Source organism: Actinacidiphila sp. bgisy144 (assembly GCF_057708105.1).
This window is the reverse complement of the sequence record NZ_JBYIRM010000002.1, coordinates 124,866-143,296: the sequence shown is the minus strand read 5'-3', so window position 1 is coordinate 143,296 and position 18,431 is coordinate 124,866. Positions and strand designations below refer to the sequence as shown.

General features: G+C 72.1%; 15 protein-coding genes. 10 read left to right on the top strand and 5 right to left on the bottom strand.

Annotated features, from left to right (window positions below; all coding sequences use genetic code 11):
• The first annotated feature begins 107 nt into the window (after positions 1–107).
• Together AC3EVP_RS03585 and AC3EVP_RS03580 are read left to right on the top strand one after the other, a co-directional pair.
• Entirely contained in the window at positions 108–761 is a 654-nt protein-coding gene (locus AC3EVP_RS03585) for a TetR/AcrR family transcriptional regulator (RefSeq protein ID WP_335977429.1), read from the top strand.
• Positions 762–884: 123 nt separating this feature from the next.
• Positions 885–1,115 (top strand): DUF3107 domain-containing protein, encoded by a 231-nt coding sequence (locus AC3EVP_RS03580; protein ID WP_335977432.1) that lies wholly within the window; start codon positions 885–887, stop codon positions 1,113–1,115.
• A gap of 93 nt (positions 1,116–1,208) precedes the next feature.
• On the opposite strand, the gene AC3EVP_RS03575 is transcribed toward AC3EVP_RS03580, so the two are convergent.
• From AC3EVP_RS03575 to AC3EVP_RS03560, 4 genes are all read right to left on the bottom strand, one after another.
• Positions 1,209–3,215 carry a DUF2264 domain-containing protein gene (locus AC3EVP_RS03575; RefSeq protein WP_435125870.1) on the bottom strand — a complete coding sequence of 669 codons (2,007 nt, stop codon included), beginning with the start codon at positions 3,213–3,215 and terminating at the stop codon, positions 1,209–1,211.
• Complete coding sequence (locus tag AC3EVP_RS03570; RefSeq protein ID WP_435125867.1) at positions 3,212–4,177, bottom strand: family 43 glycosylhydrolase; 966 nt, start codon at positions 4,175–4,177, stop codon at positions 3,212–3,214. Before AC3EVP_RS03570 ends, AC3EVP_RS03575 begins: the two co-directional genes overlap by 4 nt.
• Before the next feature lie 18 nt (positions 4,178–4,195).
• On the bottom strand, positions 4,196–5,254 hold the full coding sequence (locus AC3EVP_RS03565) for a hydroxyacid dehydrogenase (RefSeq protein WP_435125865.1): 1,059 nt from the start codon (positions 5,252–5,254) through the stop codon (positions 4,196–4,198).
• An 85-nt stretch (positions 5,255–5,339) separates the two neighbouring features.
• A complete protein-coding gene (locus AC3EVP_RS03560; protein WP_435125862.1) occupies positions 5,340–6,437 on the bottom strand; it encodes a LacI family DNA-binding transcriptional regulator in 1,098 nt (365 codons plus the stop codon).
• A gap of 156 nt (positions 6,438–6,593) precedes the next feature.
• On the opposite strand from AC3EVP_RS03560, the gene AC3EVP_RS03555 reads away from it, so the two are divergent.
• The 6 genes from AC3EVP_RS03555 (at position 6,594) to AC3EVP_RS03530 (ending at position 14,340) form a co-directional block, all read left to right on the top strand.
• On the top strand, positions 6,594–7,574 hold the full coding sequence (locus AC3EVP_RS03555) for an ABC transporter permease (RefSeq protein WP_335977444.1): 981 nt from the start codon (positions 6,594–6,596) through the stop codon (positions 7,572–7,574).
• Positions 7,571–8,461 (top strand): carbohydrate ABC transporter permease, encoded by an 891-nt coding sequence (locus AC3EVP_RS03550; RefSeq protein ID WP_335977446.1) that lies wholly within the window; start codon positions 7,571–7,573, stop codon positions 8,459–8,461. Before AC3EVP_RS03555 ends, AC3EVP_RS03550 begins: the two co-directional genes overlap by 4 nt.
• 49 nt (positions 8,462–8,510) lie before the next feature.
• A complete protein-coding gene (locus AC3EVP_RS03545) occupies positions 8,511–10,175 on the top strand; it encodes an extracellular solute-binding protein (RefSeq protein ID WP_435125858.1) in 1,665 nt (554 codons plus the stop codon).
• 56 nt (positions 10,176–10,231) lie between these two features.
• Entirely contained in the window at positions 10,232–12,109 is a 1,878-nt protein-coding gene (locus AC3EVP_RS03540; RefSeq protein ID WP_435125855.1) for a heparinase II/III family protein, read from the top strand.
• 196 nt (positions 12,110–12,305) lie between these two features.
• Positions 12,306–13,865 carry a hypothetical protein gene (locus AC3EVP_RS03535; protein ID WP_435125852.1) on the top strand — a complete coding sequence of 520 codons (1,560 nt, stop codon included), beginning with the start codon at positions 12,306–12,308 and terminating at the stop codon, positions 13,863–13,865.
• Between the two features lie 202 nt (positions 13,866–14,067).
• Positions 14,068–14,340, top strand: coding sequence for a hypothetical protein (locus tag AC3EVP_RS03530; protein WP_335977453.1), 273 nt, complete (start codon positions 14,068–14,070; stop codon positions 14,338–14,340).
• Between the two features lie 51 nt (positions 14,341–14,391).
• Here the strand turns inward: AC3EVP_RS03530 and AC3EVP_RS03525 are convergent, their stop codons facing one another.
• Positions 14,392–15,999 carry a DEAD/DEAH box helicase gene (locus AC3EVP_RS03525; protein WP_435125849.1) on the bottom strand — a complete coding sequence of 536 codons (1,608 nt, stop codon included), beginning with the start codon at positions 15,997–15,999 and terminating at the stop codon, positions 14,392–14,394.
• Between the two features lie 411 nt (positions 16,000–16,410).
• On the opposite strand from AC3EVP_RS03525, the gene AC3EVP_RS03520 reads away from it, so the two are divergent.
• Both AC3EVP_RS03520 and AC3EVP_RS03515 read left to right on the top strand, forming a co-directional pair.
• Entirely contained in the window at positions 16,411–17,148 is a 738-nt protein-coding gene (locus AC3EVP_RS03520) for a ferritin-like fold-containing protein (protein ID WP_435125846.1), read from the top strand.
• Positions 17,149–17,482: 334 nt separating this feature from the next.
• Positions 17,483–18,400 carry an alpha/beta fold hydrolase gene (locus tag AC3EVP_RS03515; protein WP_435125843.1) on the top strand — a complete coding sequence of 306 codons (918 nt, stop codon included), beginning with the start codon at positions 17,483–17,485 and terminating at the stop codon, positions 18,398–18,400.
• The last annotated feature ends 31 nt before the right edge of the window (positions 18,401–18,431 follow it).

The window sequence follows — 18,431 nt, the reverse complement described above, 5'->3', positions numbered from 1 at the left end:
CAGGAAGTGAGAATGTCCGTCCGCGCGGCGCACAGGGTCGTTACTGAAAAGTACGATGGCCAGTGCGGTGCTCATTCGTACCTTCACCACCAGAACTGGGAGGCGGCGTGACAGCCATCGAGCAGACTCAGGCGGCACGGCCGCGTGGCACGCGCCTGCCCCGCAGGGCCCGGCGCGAGCAACTGCTGGGCGCGGCCCAGGAGGTGTTCGTCGCGCAGGGCTACCACTCCGCGGCCATGGACGACATCGCCGAGCGGGCCGGGGTCAGCAAGCCGGTGCTCTACCAGCACTTCCCCGGGAAGCTGGAGCTCTACCTCGCGCTGCTGGACCAGCACTGCGAGTCGCTGCTCCAGTCGGTGCGCACGGCGCTGGCGTCCACCACGGACAACAAGAAGCGCGTCGAGGCCACGATGGACGCGTACTTCGCCTACGTCGAGGGCGAGGGCGGCGCGTTCCGGCTGGTCTTCGAGTCCGACCTGACGAACGAGCCCGCGGTGCGGGAGCGGGTGGACAAGGTCGCGCTGGAGTGCGCCGAGGCGATCAGCGAGGTCATCACCGAGGACACCGGGCTGCCGGCCGAGCAGTCCATGCTGCTCGCGGTGGGCCTGGGCGGTGTCTCGCAGGTGGTGGCGCGCTACTGGCTGGCCAGCGGCAGCGAGGTGCCGCGGGACACCGCGGTGCAGCTGCTCACGTCGCTGGCCTGGCGTGGTATCGCCGGGTTCCCGCTGCACGGCGCCGAGGGCGACCACCGGCCCGAGTAGCGCGGGCTGTTCGCTCACGGCGTTTGCGGCGTGCCCGTGCCGTCCGCCGGGCGGGGCTACGCTGTGCTCCGTACGGCGCGATCCAACCGCGCACACCGCCCGACCATCGGAGGTATCCAAGCCGTGGAGGTCAAGATCGGCGTGCAGCACGCGCCGCGCGAGATCAGCATCGAGAGCTCGCAGTCGGCCGACGAGGTGGAAACCGCTGTCGCCGACGCGCTCTCGGGCACCAGCAAGCTGCTGAGCCTGGTGGACGAGCACGGCCGCAAGGTCCTGGTCCCCGCCGACCGTCTGGCCTACGTGGAGATCGGCGAGCCCGCCGCCCGCCGCGTCGGCTTCGGCGCCGCCCTGTAGCCCCCGCCCCACCACCGGCGAAGCCGCGCCCCCGACCAAGGGGGACGCGGCTTCTCCTGTTGGCCGGTGCGGTGCGCGCGGCCCGCTCTTCGTTCAGTGCGCGGCGGGCACCTCGCCGTCCCACGGCACGAAGGTGGCGAGGTCGAGGGTGTGGTGGGGGCCGGTGCGCCAGTGGGCGTGCAGGACGGTGCCGTGGACCTCGACGCGGACCGCGGTGGCGAGGTCGGCCAGGTCGGTCGGGGTGGGGGCGGTGCGGGTGAGGGTGTGGAGGGAGACGAGGACGGTGGTCGGGGTGCCGGCGGTGGCGGTGAGGACGGGGACCGCGGAGTAGGGGCCCATCGCGTTGGTGTCGCGTTCGGCGTGGGTGGCCGCGTGCTGCCAGCCGTACAGGCCGACGACGGTGGCGGTGAGGCCGTCCGCGCGGGTGACGGCGGCGGTGCGGGCGGTGCCCGGGCCACCGGGGGTGCGGGTGGTGAGGGGCGAGGTGTCGGCGACGGCCCAGCCGCCCTCGCGCACCGGCCGCGGCCGCGGCGTCCGCACGAGGTGGGCGCGCAGTTCGAGGTCGCCGTCGAGGACGGTGACGCTGACCACGGAGCACCCGGGCAGCAGGCGGCCGTCGAGCTGCGGCAGGTGCACCGAGCCGGCCACGGCACCCTCCACCCGCATCGCCCGGATCACCCCGCGGTGGCTGGCCCGCCCGCCGGCGTCGAGCAGCGCCAGGTGCCCGTCGACGTTGGCGGTCCAACCGGCCGCCGTGCCGGGCGCGGTGTGGCTCGAGTAGCCGAACTTGGCGTAGTGCGGGTCGTCGGGGTCGGCCCGGGTCGGCTCGACGGGGATCTCGCAGTGGTCGCTGCCGTGGTTCACCAGCCGTACGATGCCGTCCTGTTGGGTTCGCAGCAGCCACCCCAGCTCCGGCATCACCCGGGTCCGCGGCCCGCGCTCGGTCGGCTGCGGCTGCTCCGCCGCGGTCCACACCGGCGCGTCCTGGTCGATCGCGAGCCCGAGGAACCCGATGCCGGCCAGGTAGGACGACCCGAACCCGCTGTAGGTCTGCGCGATCGGCTCGTACGGGCGGTACCAGCCCAGCTCCGGCGGGTGCGCGATGCCGACCCCGGCCGCGGTGAACCGCGCGAGCACCCCGGACGCGAGCCGCCGGGTCGCCCCGGGCGTCAGCGGGTTGACCCCGGAGATCTCCGCGCACCACAGCGCCGCGAGCGCGGCGGTCCGGTACGTCAGCGACCGCCCGACGTGCAGCATCGAGCCGTCGGGCGCCACGGTGTCGGCCCAGGACCCGGCGAACGCGCCGAGCCGTTCGAGGTGCCGCGCGCCGTCGGGTGTCGCGGTCCGGTCGGTCATCCGGTACCAGGCCCACAGGTAGGGGTGGATGGCCCAGGCGTTGTAGTAGTCGACGGCGTGCTCGGGGCCGTCGGTGTACCAGCCCTGTTCGAGGTACCAGGACTCCACGCGGCGGACGTTGCGCGTGCCGGTGCACCCGGAGGTGTCCTCCCCGACCGAGCGGAGGAAGCCCTCCGCCATCGCCGGGAACAGCTGCCAGTTGTTGTGCCAGACCTCCAGCCGCGCGTGGTGGCGCAGCCAGTCCGCGATCCGGCGCCGCTCGGCCGGGGCGAGCCGGTCCCACAGCCGCTCGCGGCTGATGTGCAGCCCGAACGCGATGTTCGCGGCCTCCACGATGGAGTTCGTCACCCCGGTGACCGGGGCCCGGCAGGTGACGCCGCGCGGCCAGGACTCGGCGCCGTCCGGGTCGGTCCCGGCCAGCAGCGCGCGGGCGTACCGCTCCGTGAGCGCCTCGGCCTCCGTGCCCCGGGCGCCGGCGATGAGCGGTGCGGCGAGCAGGAAGGACCGGCCGACCGCCTCCATGCTCTCGCGCCGCTCGCCGTCGCCGGTGACGCGGCCGGGCAGCCGCGGCAGGGCGCCGCCGGCACTGTCGTACGGTTCGATGCGCGACAGCCAGCGCCGGCCGACCGCCTCCCAGTGCGCGCGCGTCCACCCGGTGAGGGGCGAGCGCTCCGCGTCGGGCGCGGGCAGCACGAAAGGACCGCTGCCGCCGGAAGGACCGTTGCCGTTGCCGTTGCCGCTCATGCCTCCGCCGCCTCGGCCTCGCCCGGCACCGCCTCGGCCTCGCCCGGCTCCACCTCGACCTCGCCCGTCGCGACGTCCACCCTCCACCGCCCCGCCCACTCCAACCGGGCCTGCCCGCCCCCGATCCGGATCGGCAGCCACACCGGCAGCGACCGCTCCAACTCCTCGGGCAGCCACCGGTCCCCGACGTACACGTACGCGGTGCGCTCGCTGCCCTCGACCGGGACGATCGTGCTGATCTGCGAGTCGTACGTCGCCGACCCCGCCGGTGCGAACCGCCGCCAGGGCGACCACGGCCCGGCGAGCGAGGGCGCGGTCGCGTACCGGTTGTCGTTGGCGGCCCAGCCGGTGAGGTCGGAGCCGAACAGGTAGTAGGTGCCCTCGGCCCGGACCAGCGCGGGCGACTCGTAGCCGTGGTCACCGCTCTCGCCGAGCGTGGTGGCCACCAGCTCCTCGACGCCGAGCAGGTCCTCGGTGAGCCGGTAGATGTGCAGCCCGTGGTCGCGGTCCTCGGACAGCAGGTAGCCGGCGCCGTCCTCCGCGTAGACACCGATGTCGCGGCTGAGGTGTCCCATCGGCCGCACGCTGCCGCGGTACGAGTACGGTCCGGCCGGGTCGTCGCTCGTCGCGAAGCCCACGCGCGCGTCGGCGTAGTCCGCGGAGTCGATGTGGAGGTACATCACGTACTGCCCGGTGCGCGGGTGGCGCAGCACCTTCGGGCGTTCGACCACGCGGCCGGGGGCGAGGTCGCCGTCGCCGACGGCCAGCGCGGTGCCCTCGTGCCGCCAGGCCGCCAGGTCGGCCGAGGAGTAGCAGGCGATGCCCGCGAAGGTGCCGCCGGCGCTCTTGTCCTCGCCCCAGGCGTAGAAGCGGTCGCCGATCCGCAGGACGCCGGCGCCGTGGAGTTGGGCGAACCGCCCGTGCTGGTCGAGGAACGGGCGGGCGGTGGTGATGTCGGTCATCGTGGCGGCGCTCCGCTCTCAGGCCTGGAGGACGGACCGCTCGAAGGCGATCGGTTCCGCGAAGCTGCCGGTCGCGCTGAACGCCAGCGTCTCGCGTACCGCGTTGCCGGCGAGCCGGCGCAGTTCGTTGCCCTGCGAGCCGGCGATGTGCGGGGTGATGAAGGTGTTCGGTGTGGCGCGCAGCCGGGCGCCGGACGGCAGCACCTCCGGCTCGGTGACGTCGAGGATCGCGGCGAGGTCGCCCCGGTCGAGCCGGTCGGCCAGCGCCTCCTGGTCCACCAGCCCGCCGCGCGCGGTGTTCACCAGTGTCGCGCCCGGGCGCATCGCGTCGATGGCGGCGCGGTCCAGCATGCCGGCGGTGGACGGCAGCAGCGGCGCGTGCAGCGAGACGATGTCGCTGGCCGCGCAGAGGTCGGCCAGGGCCATCCGCTCGACGCCGAGCCGGGCCGCGTCCGCCGCGTCGATGTGCGGGTCGGCCAGCACCACGCGGACGTCGTACCCGCGCAGCCGCTCGATCACGGCGCGGCCGACGCGGGAGGCCCCCACGACGCCGACGGTGATGCCGTGCATGCCGACGATCGGCCAGGTGCCCTCGATGTCGACGGCGTGGCCGTCGGCGGCGCGCAGCAGGTCCGCGCCGGCCAGGGCCCGCTTCGCGGCGAGCACGATCATGGCGACCGAGAACTCCGCCACCGGCACCGCGTTGGCGGTGGCGCTCGACGCGACGGCGATGCCGCGCCGCCACACCTCGTCGTCGACCACGGGCCGGATGGAGCCGGCGGAGTGCACCACGGCGCGCAGCCGCGGCATCCGGTCCAGGCGTCCGGCGTCCAGGACCGGCGAGCCCCACCCGGTGACGAGCACCTCGACCTCGGCGAGGTGCGCGGTGTCGGCCGCGCCGTCCAGGTCGAGCGGCCGGTCGGCGAGCAGCCGCACGGTGCTCGCGGCGTGCAGCGCCGCGAGGTCGGCGGCGGCGAAGACCCGGCCGAACGTCGGGCCTGGCATCGCGAAGCCGACCGCGACGGTGCGCACCGCATCGATGTGCGGCGGCCCCATGGTGTTGATGTTCGACGTCATATGACGGTGGACTCCCCTCCGGCGAACAGCGAATCCCACCTCAGCCCGGAGCGATGTGCGAAGTCAAGGCGCGGGGTGCAATCGATCAGGAGTCGAACACCGGACGGGCCGACTCCCGGATGCTCAGGGTCGGCGTCAGCGTCATGTGGCGGCGCGCGAAACCCAGTTCGGCGGCTGCCGAAAGACGCTCGAAACACATGGTGGCCGCGAACCGGCCCACGTCGTGCTTGGGCGGGGCCACCGCGGTCAGCGGCACCGCGGCGAACGCGGCGACCTCGTCGTCGTACGCCACCACCGACAGGTCGCCCGGGATCGAGACGCCCATCTCGAGCACGGTCTTCACGAACTCCACCGCGTAGTGGTCGGAATGCACGAACACCGCGGTGGTGCCCGCGTCGAGGCAGCGGGTGACGAAGCGGCGGGTCGCGGCGCCCACCGAGGCGGTCTCGTCGATGATCTCCACCGGTGCGTCGGTGCGCAGTCCGAGTTGGCGCACGGCGCGCTTGTAACCGGTGCGCAGCTGCGGCGAGGTGGGGGTGTCGAACATCGCGACGCCGACCGAGCGGTGCCCCAGTTCGGCCAGGTGCCGGATGGCGACGGCGGCGCCCGCGCCGTGGTCGCTGCGCACGGACTCCAAGGTGGCGGCCCCGATGGGCGCCTCGGTCACGGCGCGTTCGACGATCACCACCGGCATCGCCGCCTGGCTCAGCAGCTCCAGCGCCGGGTACGCGTCGGCGGTCGTCGTGGTGACCAGCAGCCCGTCGATCCCGCTCGACATGAAGCGCTTGATCTGCTGCCGCTCCAGGGCCCGGTCGTACTGCGAGACGCCGAGGACGACGCGCCCGCCGAGGGCCTCGGTGCGTTCGGCGACCCCGGCCACGACCTTGGGAAAGTAGTAGCCGGGGTCGGGGACGACAAGCCCCAGCGTGAACAGCGCGGCGGTCGGCTCCCCCGGCGCCGACCGGGGCGCCGGCCGGTGCGGGACGCCCGCGGTCGGGTACGTCTCCACCGAAACGGCACCGCCGTGCACGCGCCGCAGGGCGCCGCGGTCGGCCAGTTCGCCGAGATCCCGCCGGACCGTCATCGCCGAGACACCCTCCCGGGCGGCGAAGTCGGTTGCGGACAGGCTCCCGTGGACACGCAACTCGGCCAGGATGCGCTCCTGGCGCTGACTCGGGTGCATCGTCGCTCCCCATGTGCGTTTGGTGTGCGGATGAATAATCGCTCTTGACTCTCATCATATGAGCACTTAGAGATGTCGAAGTGTTCGAACGTCGCACCGTGGTCGTCGCCGAGCCAACTCCCGGACACCCGCAACCACCCGAGGCAAAGGAGCCGCATGAGCGCGAAGTTGGTCGCCCCCGCAGCGACCCGTACCGACCGCCACGGTCACGAACTGGTCGAACGACGCGTCCCGTTCCTCGCCCGGCTGCGGCAGGACTACCCGCTGCTGATCATGGTGACGCCGGCCGTCGTCCTGCTGCTGCTCTTCGTCTATGTGCCGCTGTTCGGCAACGTGATCGCGTTCATGGACTACCAGCCCTACGTGCCGATCACCCAGAGCCCGTGGATCGGCCTGCAGAACTTCCAGACGCTCTTCGCCGACCCGACGTTCTGGCGCGCGGTGGTCAACACCCTTGAGATCACCCTGATGCAGCTGGTGCTCTTCTTCCCGGTGCCGATCGCGCTGGCACTGCTGATCCACTCCCTGGTGTGGCCGTGGCTGCGGGTGCTGGTCCAGTCGGTGCTGTACCTGCCGCACTTCCTGTCCTGGGTGATCGTCGTCGGCTTCTTCCAGGAGTCGCTGGGCTCGGGCGGCGTGGTCAACCACATGCTGCGGCAGGCCAACGAGTCGACGATCACCGTGATGAGCGACCCGTCGACCTTCAAGCTGCTGCTGACCTCGCAGCTGATCTGGAAGGACGCCGGCTGGGGCACGATCATCTTCCTGGCCGCGCTCGCCGCCATCGACGACTCCCTCTACGAGGCGGCCGCGATCGACGGTTCGGGCGCCTGGAGCCGCTTCTGGCACGTCACACTGCCCGGCATCCGGCCGATCATCGTGCTGCTGCTCATCCTGCGCCTGGGCGAGGCGCTGTCCGTCGGCTTCGAGCAGATCATCCTGCAACGCAACGCGGTGGGCGCGCACGCGGCCGAGGTCCTCGACACGTACGTCTACTACCACGGTGTCGTCGACGGCAACTGGGGTGTGGGCATCGCGGTCGGACTCATCAAGGGCGTGGTCGGGTTCATCCTCATCCTGGGAGCGAACAAGGCCGCGCACATGCTCGGAGAACAAGGGGTGTACTCGCGGTCATGAGCACTATCCGCCGTCCGGTCTGGGCCGGAAAACCCAAGCCCGTCGTGCTGGCGCTCAAGAGTGTCGCCGTCGTGATCCTGCTCGCCGTCATCCTCTTCCCGTTCCTCATCGTCTTCTCCACGAGTGTGTCCACCAACGACGACATCACCGCGGCCGGCGGCTACGTGGTGTGGCCGAAGTCGTTCGACCTGTCGGCCTACTCGCAGATCCTGACCGGCGGGATCGTGACCCGGGCGATCGTGGTGACCGCACTGGTCACCCTGGTCGGCACCGCGATCAGCGTCAGCTCGACGGTGCTGGCCGCATGGGCGCTGAGCCGTCCCGGATCGCTCTTCCAGCGGCCGCTGCTGACCTTCGTGCTGGTGACGTTCCTCTTCACGCCCGGCCTCATCCCGCTGTACCTGGTGGTCAAGCAGCTGGGCCTGGTCAACAACTACTGGGCGCTGATCCTGCCGTCGGCCTTCAGCGTCTTCAACCTGGTCGTCGTACGCGGCTTCATGATGGGCATACCGAAGGAGCTCATCGACAGCGCGAAGATGGACGGCGCGGGCGAGTTCCGGGTGCTGTGGCAGATCGTGCTGCCGCTGTCCCGCGCGGTCATCGCCGTCGTCACCCTCTTCTACGCCGTCGGCTACTGGAACGCGTTCTTCAACGCCCTGCTCTACATCAACGACTCGACGAAGTGGACGCTCCAGCTGGTGCTGCGCACCTATGTGCTCCAGGGCTCCTCCCTCGTCTCCGGTGTCGGTGACACCACCATCCACCCCGCCGCGCAGTCCGTGCAGATGGCGGTCGTCATGATCGCGATCGCGCCGATCGCCCTCGCCTACCCGTTCGTCCAGCGGCACCTCACCAAGGGTGTGCTCACCGGGGCCGTCAAGGGCTGAGCCGCCGCCATCCCCCCCGACACGGAGTCCACTTCAAAGGAGAAGTCCGATGAACATGCCCACCAACGGCTCGATCAGCCGGCGCAAGCTCCTCGGCGGCGCCGCGTTCGGCCTGCTGGCCCTCGGCACCGGCGGCGCGCTGTCCGCCTGTTCCTCCAGTGACGCGGCCGGCATGAACAAGCTGTCCGACACCCTCACCCCGCTGCCGACGTACATACCGGTGACCAAGGGCCCCAAGCCCGACCTGGCCGGCAACGGCGTCGTCCAGCCGGTGTACTACAACTCCCCGGCGCAGAGCGAGCTGTACAGGTCCGTCACGGGCACCGTCGGCGACGGCAGCACCACGTCCGGCTTCGTGGTGACCTACGACGCCCCGCCGCCGGCGAACAACACCTACCTCCAGTACATCGGCAAGCAGGCCAATGCCAAGTTCGACCTGACCTTCGTGCCCGGCGACTCCTTCGCGGAGAAGTTCGCCACCATGATCGCGGGCAACTCCCTGCCGCAGATGGTGGAGTTCCTCACCTTCGCGATGCCGCCGCGGTACCCGCAGATCCTCGCCTCCCGGTTCCAGGACCTGTCCGAGTACCTGTCCGGCGACAAGATCAAGGAGTACCCGAACCTCGCGAACATCCCGTCGCTGTCCTGGGTGAGCGCCCGGATCAACGGCAAGATCTACGGTGTGCCCGAGCACCGGCCACCGTTCGGCAGCATCCTGGTGTGCCGCCCGGACATCATCAAGAAGCTCACCGGCCAGGAGCCCGCGCCCAAGAACGAGGCCGACTTCACCGAGCTGTGCAAGTCGATCACCGACGCGAAGGCCAACCGCTACGCCATCACCGGCCAGGGCGGCGCCGACCTCGTCGACTGGGCCTACGACATCATGGGCGCCATCTTCGGGGTGCCCAACGGTTGGAAGCGCACCGCCGACGGCAAGTTCGTCAGCAAGTACGAGACCGAGGAGTGGGTGCGCACCGTCAGCTACATCAAGAAGCTGTACTCGGCGGGCTACTACCACCCCGACACCCCCAGCATGCAGAGCGCGCAGGCCAAGACGTACATCGCCAACGGCACGGTGCTGCTGCACATGGACGGCATCTCCGCGCTGCTGGACACCACGCTGCCCGACGGCGTCGTGACCGGCGGGGTCGTCCCCTTCGGCGCCGACGGCGGCAAGGGCGGCAACTACCAGGGCTCGTCGAGCTTCTCCTTCACCGCGCTGAAGAAGGCGAGCCCGGCCACCATCAAGGAGCAGCTGCGCCTGCTGAACTACCTGGCCGCGCCCTTCGGCTCGCAGGAGCAGTTCGACCTGACGCACGGCAAGGAGGGCGTCCACTACACCGGCTCCGGCGCGAACGCCGCCCTGACCAAGGCCGGCGAGACCATGGTCAACGCCAGCTCGCTGTACCGCCTGGCCGCCGGTCCGCAGGTGCTCAACCTCGCGGTCCGCAAGGACGAGCAGCTGCGCCGCTCGCACGAGTGGCAGGTCGGCACGCAGCACATGCTGGTGCAGAACCCCGCCACCGGCCTGTACTCGGCCACCGCCTCGCAGTCCGGCTCCGCGGAGTCCGCGGTCCTGGACACGATGAACGACTACATCCTGGGCCGCGCCAACCTGTCCAAGGTCCGCGGCGCCATCCGCACCTGGACCGCCAACGTCGGCAACACCATCCGCGGCGAGTACGAGTCGGCCTACGCCAAGCAGCACCCCTGATCCGGCCCGGCAGAAACAGCAGCGCCGACCGTCCGACCACCAAGGGACCCGCACCCGTGCATACCAGCGAAACCTCTCTCCGTTCCCTGTTCACTCCCGAGGTCCGTGCCGCGGTGCGGGTCGGGGCCTGGTCCCCGGCCCCGCCGGTCGAGGACCGCGCCGCCTGGGCCGGCGTCGCCGAACGCGACCGGCAGGCGCTGCACGCCGAACACCTGCTCTGGCAGGAGAAGGCGGCCGCCGCGCCGCACAGCCTCACCCGGTGGGCGGCCTACAGCCGCACCGGCGACCGGGTGCCCCAGGAGCGCGCCGAGCACGCGATGTGCGGCGTGGTCGGCACCACCGCCCTGCTGCTCGCCGCCACCGGCGACGACGCACTGGTGCCGCAGCTCGCGGACGGCGTCTGGCGGATGTGCGAGCTGAGCGCCTGGTGCCTGCCGTCGCACTACGCGCTGCCGGAATCCGGCGAGCGGCCGTTCCTGCCCGTCCCGGGCCGGGACGTCCTCGACCTCGCGAACGCCTCGATCGGCGCCATGCTGGCCGGGATCGACGCCGTCGCCGGCGCGCGCCTGGAGCGCGACTACCCCGGCATCCGGGCCCGGGTGCGCTACGAGATCCGCCGCCGGGTGCTGGACCCGTGGGAGAAGGAGGTCTACTTCTGGCACGGCGTCGACGGGCCGCCCAACAACTGGGCGCCGTGGATCGTGTCGAACGTGCTGGTCTGCGCCGCCGTCGTGGAGACCGACCAGGAGCGGCTGGCCGCCACCGTCGACCGCGCGCTGGTCATCCTCGACCGCTTCCGCGCCGGGTACGACGACGACGGCAGCTGCGACGAGGGCGCCACCTACTGGTGGTGGGCCGGCGCCACCCTCTTCGAAGCCCTCGACCTGCTCCAGGAGCTGACCGCGGGGGCGCTGGACGGCTTCCCGGTCGTACCCGTCCCGCAGATGGCCCGCTTCCCGATGAGCATGCAGATCGGCGAGAACTCCCAGGTCAACTACTCCGACGGCTCACCGGTGCTGCCGGAGAACGCCAACTGGCACCTGCTCGCCCGCTTCGGCGCCCGGGTCGGCGACGAGGAGGTGGTCCGGCACGCGCGGTGGATGGGCCGCACGCACCCGCTGCGCTTCGACGGGCAGCTCGCGCCGCTGTTCCGCCGCACCCTCACCGCGCTGCGTGCCCCCGACTGGACCGACGGCGAGGCGGCGCCCGGCATGCCGGCGGCGCTCTACCTGCCCGGCACCGAGGTCGCGGTGGCCCGCGAGCGCGCCGGCGACACCACGGGCCTGTTCGTCGCGGCCAAGGGCGGCCACAACGACGTCAGCCACAACCACAACGACGCCGGCGGCGTCATCGTCGCGCTGGACGGCGACCCCGTCCTGATCGACGTCGGAGTCGGCGTCTACCGGCGCGAGACGTTCGAACCGTCGACCCGGTACACGATCTGGACCATGCGCAGCGCCTGGCACAACGTGCCGCTGCCGGGCGGCGTCGAGCAGTTGCCCGGCGCGCAGTACCGCGCCACCGGCACCGCCTTCCACGACGACGGGACCACCACGCAGCTGACGGCGGACCTCACCGCCGCCTACCCGGAGTCCAGCCGGCTGCGGCGCTGCGGGCGCACCGTGCTGCTCGACCGCGGCGGCCCGGCCGTCGAGGTCCGCGACAGCTGGACGTTCGCCGAGGACGGCACCATGACGCTGGTGTTCATGACCGCGCTCGAACCGCGCCCGGACGCACACGGGTTCACGGTCGGCGCGGCCCATGTGGCGCTGGAGCGCGACCGGTTCGACATCGTCGTGGAGCCGGTCGAACTCGACGACGCGAAACTCGCCCGCGCCTGGAACGGGCGGGTCTTCCGCACCCGCCTCGTCCAGCGCGTGCCCGCACGCGAGGGGGAACACGTGCTGCGGGTGACCCGCGCCGCCACCGACTGATTCGCCACGATTCCGGCTGTTCCGAATTCACCGGCAGGCCCGAATCAACCGACTGCCCGCATTTCTGAACTCCGCCGCCCCGCACCCCGAATGTGCGAGATCTGTTCTCTTCGCACCCGGCTCTTGCCCCGCCGATTCGCGAACGCCCATCATCGAAAAACCACGTCGTTTTCGTCGTTTTCAAGGGAGAGAACGCATGACGGAGTCGAACAAGATCAGCCGGAGAACCGCTCTCGGTCTTGGACTGGCCACCGCGGCCTCCGGCACGTTTCTCGCCGGGCCGGCGGCCGCGGCGACCCGGTCCCCCGGGCACGGCCACGGCCACGGCGTCCACCCCCGAATCACCGCGGCCTTCACGCCGGACACCACCACGGTGCTGCGCAACCCGCTCAACGGCTGGTCGCTCTACGCCAACACGTCCTTCCCGTCGGACTACTGGACGCAGTACGACGCGGTGCCGGTCGAGGGGTCGACCGCCACCGCCAAGGTGACGGACTACGCGTCGGTGTACTACATGCGGGTCGCCTGGTCCCTGCTGGAGCCGTCCGAGGGCGTGTACGCCTGGCAGTCGGACACCCCGGTCAAGCTCGCCATCGACGAGGCCCGCGCCCGCGGCCTGCGGCTGGCCTTCCGCGTCGTGGTCGACAGCCGCGACAAGTCCTACGACTTCACGCCGGACTACGTGCGCGCCGCCGGCGCCCAGGGGTACGAGACGCAGACCGGCAGCAAGACGGTGTGGTCGCCGTACCCGGACGACCCGGTGTTCCAGGCGAAGTTCTCCGCCTTCCTGCGGGCGTTCGGCGCCCAGTACGGCGACCCGGCCGTCACGGACTACGTCGACGGCTACGGACTCGGGAAATGGGGCGAGGGCCACACCGTCCTCTATCTCGACGCCGCCAACCGCGAATCGGTGTTCCGCTGGATCGTCGGCGAGTATTCCGCCGCATTCCCGAAGGTCGCCCTCGCGATGAATTACCACCGGATGATCGGCACCGGAGAGGGATGGGGCGACCCGGACCCGGACAGCGAGGCGCTGCTCGACATCGCATTCAATGCCGGATACGTGCTGCGCCACGACGCATTCGGAATGACGGACTACTACGGCGACTGGGAAAAGGCGATCGCCGCGAAATGGCGCTACCAGCGGCCCATCATCATGGAAGGCGGTTGGGTCACCGGCTCCATGAACTACAGCGTCGACCCGCGCGGCTACACGACGGTCGCCGACGTACGGCAGGGCGAGTACGACGACTCGGCCGAGGCGCACGTGAACATGATGGACTTCCGGGTCGGCGAGTGCCTGACGTGGTTCTCGGACGCCTACCCGCTGGTGCAGTCCTTCGACGGCGGCGGCGGATACCGGCTCTACCCGACGCAGGTCGTCGCGCCCGGCTCCGTCGCCGCCGGCGGCACCGCCGCGTTCACGCACACCTGGGCCAACCTCGGCTGGGGCTACCTGCCGGACAACATCCCGGCGTGGAACCACCGGTACAAGGCGGCGGTCGCGCTGCTCACCTCCGACGGCACCGCGGCGAAGGTGTTCGTGGACACCGCCAGCGACCCGTCGGCCTGGCTCAAGGGCTCCACCACGTCGTACGCGTTCACCTCGACGGCGCTCAACGTCGCGAAGGGCGCCTACCGCTGGGGCGTCGCCCTGGTCGACACCTCGAAGGGCAACGTGCCCGGCATCGCGCTCGCCGCGCAGGGCACGACCGCGGGCGGCTGGCTCGTCGTGGGTGACGTGCAGGTCGTATGAGACCCGCCCCGGGGGCGCGCCCGTGATCCGGGCGCCTTCCCGGGGCCGCCAACTCCCTTGTGCCCCGGGCCGGATCGAGCGGTCCCCGCTGAGGCGTTCGAGCCGGGAGCAGACGGGTGAGCACGCTTTGCGCCGGCTTGCTCCGGGGTAGGAGTGGTATGGACCGGTCCCGTTCCGTACCTGCCACCGGAGGGATACCACGATGATGCTGTGGGAAGCCGTCGTCTTCGCCGCTCTCGGACTGCTGGCCGCATGGTCGGCGAGCCGGATGTTCCCGCTGCGGCTCCCCGCGTCGCCCCTGGTGCTCGCGACCGGCCCGGTCGCCTCGCTCCTGGGCGGCCTGGTCACCTACAGCATCGTCGGCGGCCACCACCCCGAGGCGACCTTCCCGGCCGCCCTGCTCACCTCCGCGGCCCTCCTCAGCGTCCTCGCCCGCCCCCCGCGCCGCGGCCGCCACGCCAAAGCGCTGGGCTAGGCCTAGGGCCTCTCGAGGCGGCGGGACACGGCGGAGGGCCGGTCGGAGACGTCAGGCGGACTGCTCCGGGGTGGCCGAGGAGCGGCTGCGGGTGCGGCGGCGGCGCGGCTTGCGCGGCTCCTCCGCCTCCGCGGCGGCCGGCGCCGGAACCGCCGGGGCGGCGGACGCGGCCTCGGTGGCGGCGACGGCCGGGTCGACCGCGGCCCCACCGCGGGTGCGCCGGCGCTGCCGCGGCGTACGGGTGCGCGGTGCGCGCTCGGCGACGGGTGCCGCGGCCGCGCGCTCACGCCCGCCACCGCCGCCCTTGCGCCCGCGCCCACCGGTCTCGCCCAGGTCCTCGACGGCTTCCGCGTCGAGCCCGGCCCGGGTGCGCTCCGCCCGCGGCAGTATCCCCTTGGTGCCCTCGGGGATGCCGAGCAGCTCGTAGAGGTGCGCCGAGGTGGAGTACGTCTCCTCGGGGTCGTTGAAGGGCAGCTCCAGCGCCTTGTTGATGAGCTGCCAGCGCGGGATGTCGTCCCAGTCGACCAGGGTGATCGCCGTACCGGAGGCGCCGGCCCGGCCGGTGCGGCCGATCCGGTGCAGGTAGGTCTTCTCGTCCTCGGGCGTCTGGTAGTTGATGACGTGCGTCACGCCTTCGACGTCGATGCCGCGGGCGGCGACATCGGTGCAGACCAGGACGTCCACCTTGCCGTTGCGGAACGCGCGCAGCGCCTGCTCGCGGGCGCCCTGCCCGAGGTCGCCGTGCACGGCGCCGGAGGCGAAGCCGCGCCGCTCCAGCTGCTCGGCGACGTCGGCCGCGGTGCGCTTGGTGCGGCAGAAGATCATCGCCAGGCCGCGGCCCTCGGCCTGGAGGATGCGGGAGACCAGCTCCGGCTTGTCCAGGGAGTGCGCGCGGAAGACGTGCTGCGTGGTGTTGGCCACGGTCGCGCCGTGGTCGTCGGGCGCGGTGGCCCGGATGTGCGTCGGCTGCGACATGTAGCGCCGGGCCAGGCTGATCACGGCGCCGGGCATGGTCGCGGAGAACAGCATGGTCTGGCGCCGCGCGGGCAGCATGGCGATGATCTTCTCGACGTCGGGCAGGAAGCCGAGGTCCAGCATCTCGTCGGCCTCGTCGAGGACGAGGGCGCGGACGTGCTTGAGGTTCAGCTTCTTCTGGCCGGACAGGTCGAGCAGTCGGCCCGGGGTGCCGACGACCACGTCGACCCCCTTCTTCAGCGCTTCGACCTGCGGTTCGTACGCCCGGCCGCCGTAGATCGCGACGACCCGCACCGCGCGCACCTTGCCGGCGGTGAGCAGGTCGTTGGTGACCTGCTGGCACAGCTCGCGGGTGGGCACGACGACGAGCGCCTGCGGCGCGTCGGTGAGCTGGTCGGGGGTGGCGCGGCCGGCTTCGACGTCGGCGGCGACGGTGACCCGCTCCAGCAGCGGCAGGCCGAAGCCCAGCGTCTTGCCGGTGCCGGTCTTGGCCTGGCCGATGACGTCGTTGCCCGCGAGGGCGACCGGAAGCGTCATCTCCTGGATCGGGAAGGGAGTCGTGATCCCGACGGCCTCGAGGGCGTCGGCGGTCTCATCGAGAATTCCCAGGCTGCGGAAAGTCGTGGTGGTCAGGATGTTGCCTCTTCTGTGAGACGCGGCACGGGCGGCGAGGGGGTCGAGCATCCGGCACGCCGCGGGGCGGCATGCCGTTCACTGACCGCGCAGAGTTGTCGTACGGCCATAGGTCGGCCGCTCAGGCGCGGGACCGCTGCCCTCGCTCAGGCCGCGAGCGGGCCCCTCCCGATGTCGGGAGGGCGGTCGGTTAGGAGCCGATCGGGCCACCGACCGGGCATCCAGGTGTTGCACACGTGGCCCGTCGTAGGTCGGTGCCTGGCCGACTTTGGACGGGTGCATTACCACTCTACCCCGGAAACACGTAGCTGCACCCGATCAAATGTTTCGTTCGGGGCGTCGGCCGTCTCCTCGGGCCCGGCCCGCCGGTCCGCGCGGGCCGGGCCGCACCGGGCCCGGGCCCGGTCGCGGATGCCGTCACCGGGGCCGACCGCGGCCGGGAACTTGGCTATTGTGCGCTGCATGGAGACGCCTGACACGCCCACCGACCACCAGCCGACCGTCACCGGCATCGCCGCCCAGGACTGGGCCGCGGCGTCCGCGCAGCCGCAGTACCGCGCCGCGGTCGTCGACCTGCTCGGCGCGCTGGCGTACGGCGAGCTCGCCGCGTTCGAGCGGCTCGCGGAGGACGCGAAGCTCGCGCCGACCCTGGCGGACAAGGCGGAGCTGGCCGCGATGGCGTCGGCCGAGTTCCACCACTTCGAGCAGCTGCGGGACCGGCTCACCGGGATCGGCGAGGAGCCGCACCAGGCCATGGAGCCGTTCGCGGCCGCGCTCGACGGCTTCCACCGCCAGACCGCGCCCTCGGACTGGCTGGAGGGCCTGGTCAAGGCGTACGTCGGCGACGCGATCGCGTCCGACTTCTACCGCGAGGTCGCCGCGCGGCTCGACTCCGACACCCGCACGCTGGTGCTCGCGGTGCTCGACGACACCGGGCACGCGAGCTTCGCGGTGGAGAAGGTGCGCGCGGCGATCGCGGCGGAGCCCCGGGTCGGCGGACGGCTCGCGCTGTGGGCCCGCCGCCTCATGGGCGAGGCGCTGTCCCAGGCGCAGCGGGTCGTCGCCGAGCGCGACGCCCTGTCGACCATGCTCGTCGGCGGCGTCGCCGACGGGTTCGACCTCGCGGAGGTCGGCCGGATGTTCTCCCGCATCACCGAGGCCCACACCAAGCGCATGGCCGCGCTCGGCCTCGCCGCGTAGCGGGGTGCCCCTGACCCCCCGGGTGCCGCGGTCCTGTCGGCTCCGGGACCACCTGCCGGTGGGGCTGCCCTCCGGGCTGCCCGGTCCGGTGGGTGCCGGGATCTTGGCGGTGCGTCGTGGCTGGTCGCGCAGTTCCCCGCGCCCCTTGGTAGGTGCGGCTTCCACCGCGCTTGCCCGGAAGGACCCGAGCACATCAAGGGGCGCGGGGAACTGCGCGACCAGCCCCCACCGGCAGGTGGTCCCTCGGCCGACAGGACCGGGGCACCCGGGGGGTCGGGGGCACCCGGAGGGTGACGGCAACCTGACGGACATACGGGACGCGTAACCTCACCGTATGAGCCGACCCACCACCCTCGACCTCCCGGCGAACGTCGTCTCCCGCCCGCTGGAAACCCGCCGCGGAGCGTTCGCCGTGCTGGACGGCGCCCCGGCGCCGTCCCCCGGCGCGGCGCCCCGCGGCACCGTGCTGCTGGTCCCCGGCTTCACCGGCAGCAAGGAGGACTTCCTCGCTCTGCTGGCCCCGCTGACGGCGGCCGGCTACCGGGCCGTCGCGGTGGACGGCCGCGGCCAGTTCGAGTCGGCCGGCCCGCGGGACGAGGCGGCCTACGCCCGCGCCGAGCTGGCCGCGGACGTCCTGGCGCAGACCGCGGTGCTCGCCGCCGGCGCCGCCGCGGACGCGCCCCTGCACGTGGTGGGCCACTCGCTGGGCGGCCAGATCGTCCGGTCCGCGCTGCTCTCCGAGCCGTCGGCGCCGTACGCCTCGCTGACGCTGATGAGTTCGGGGCCGGCCGCGATCGCGGCGGACCAGCAGGCCCGTACCCAGCTGCTGCTGGACCACCTGCCGGCGATGGACATGGAGACGGCCTGGCAGGCGATGCGGGCGCTGGAGGCGGGGGCCGACGCGGACGCCGCCGGCGACGAGGAGGAGGCGGCGGCCGTCCCGGACTGGCTGGACGACTTCCTGCACCGCCGCTGGATCGGCACCGTACCGGAGCAACTTCTCGCCACCGCACGGCAGTTGATGACAGAAACCGACCGAGTGGCGGAGTTGGCCGCGCTGCCGCTCCCTAAACTCGTACTCTCCGGCGAGGTGGACTACGCCTGGCCGGTGCCGTGGCTGGACGACATGGCCGCCCGGCTCGGCGCGCGGCGCGTCGTGATCAAGGACGCCGGGCACTCGCCCAACGCGGAGCAGCCGCAGGACACGGCGGCCGCGCTGATCGCGTTCTGGACGGACGTCGAGGGACGGTAGGGGCACTCGGTACCCCTTCGCCCGACTCCCT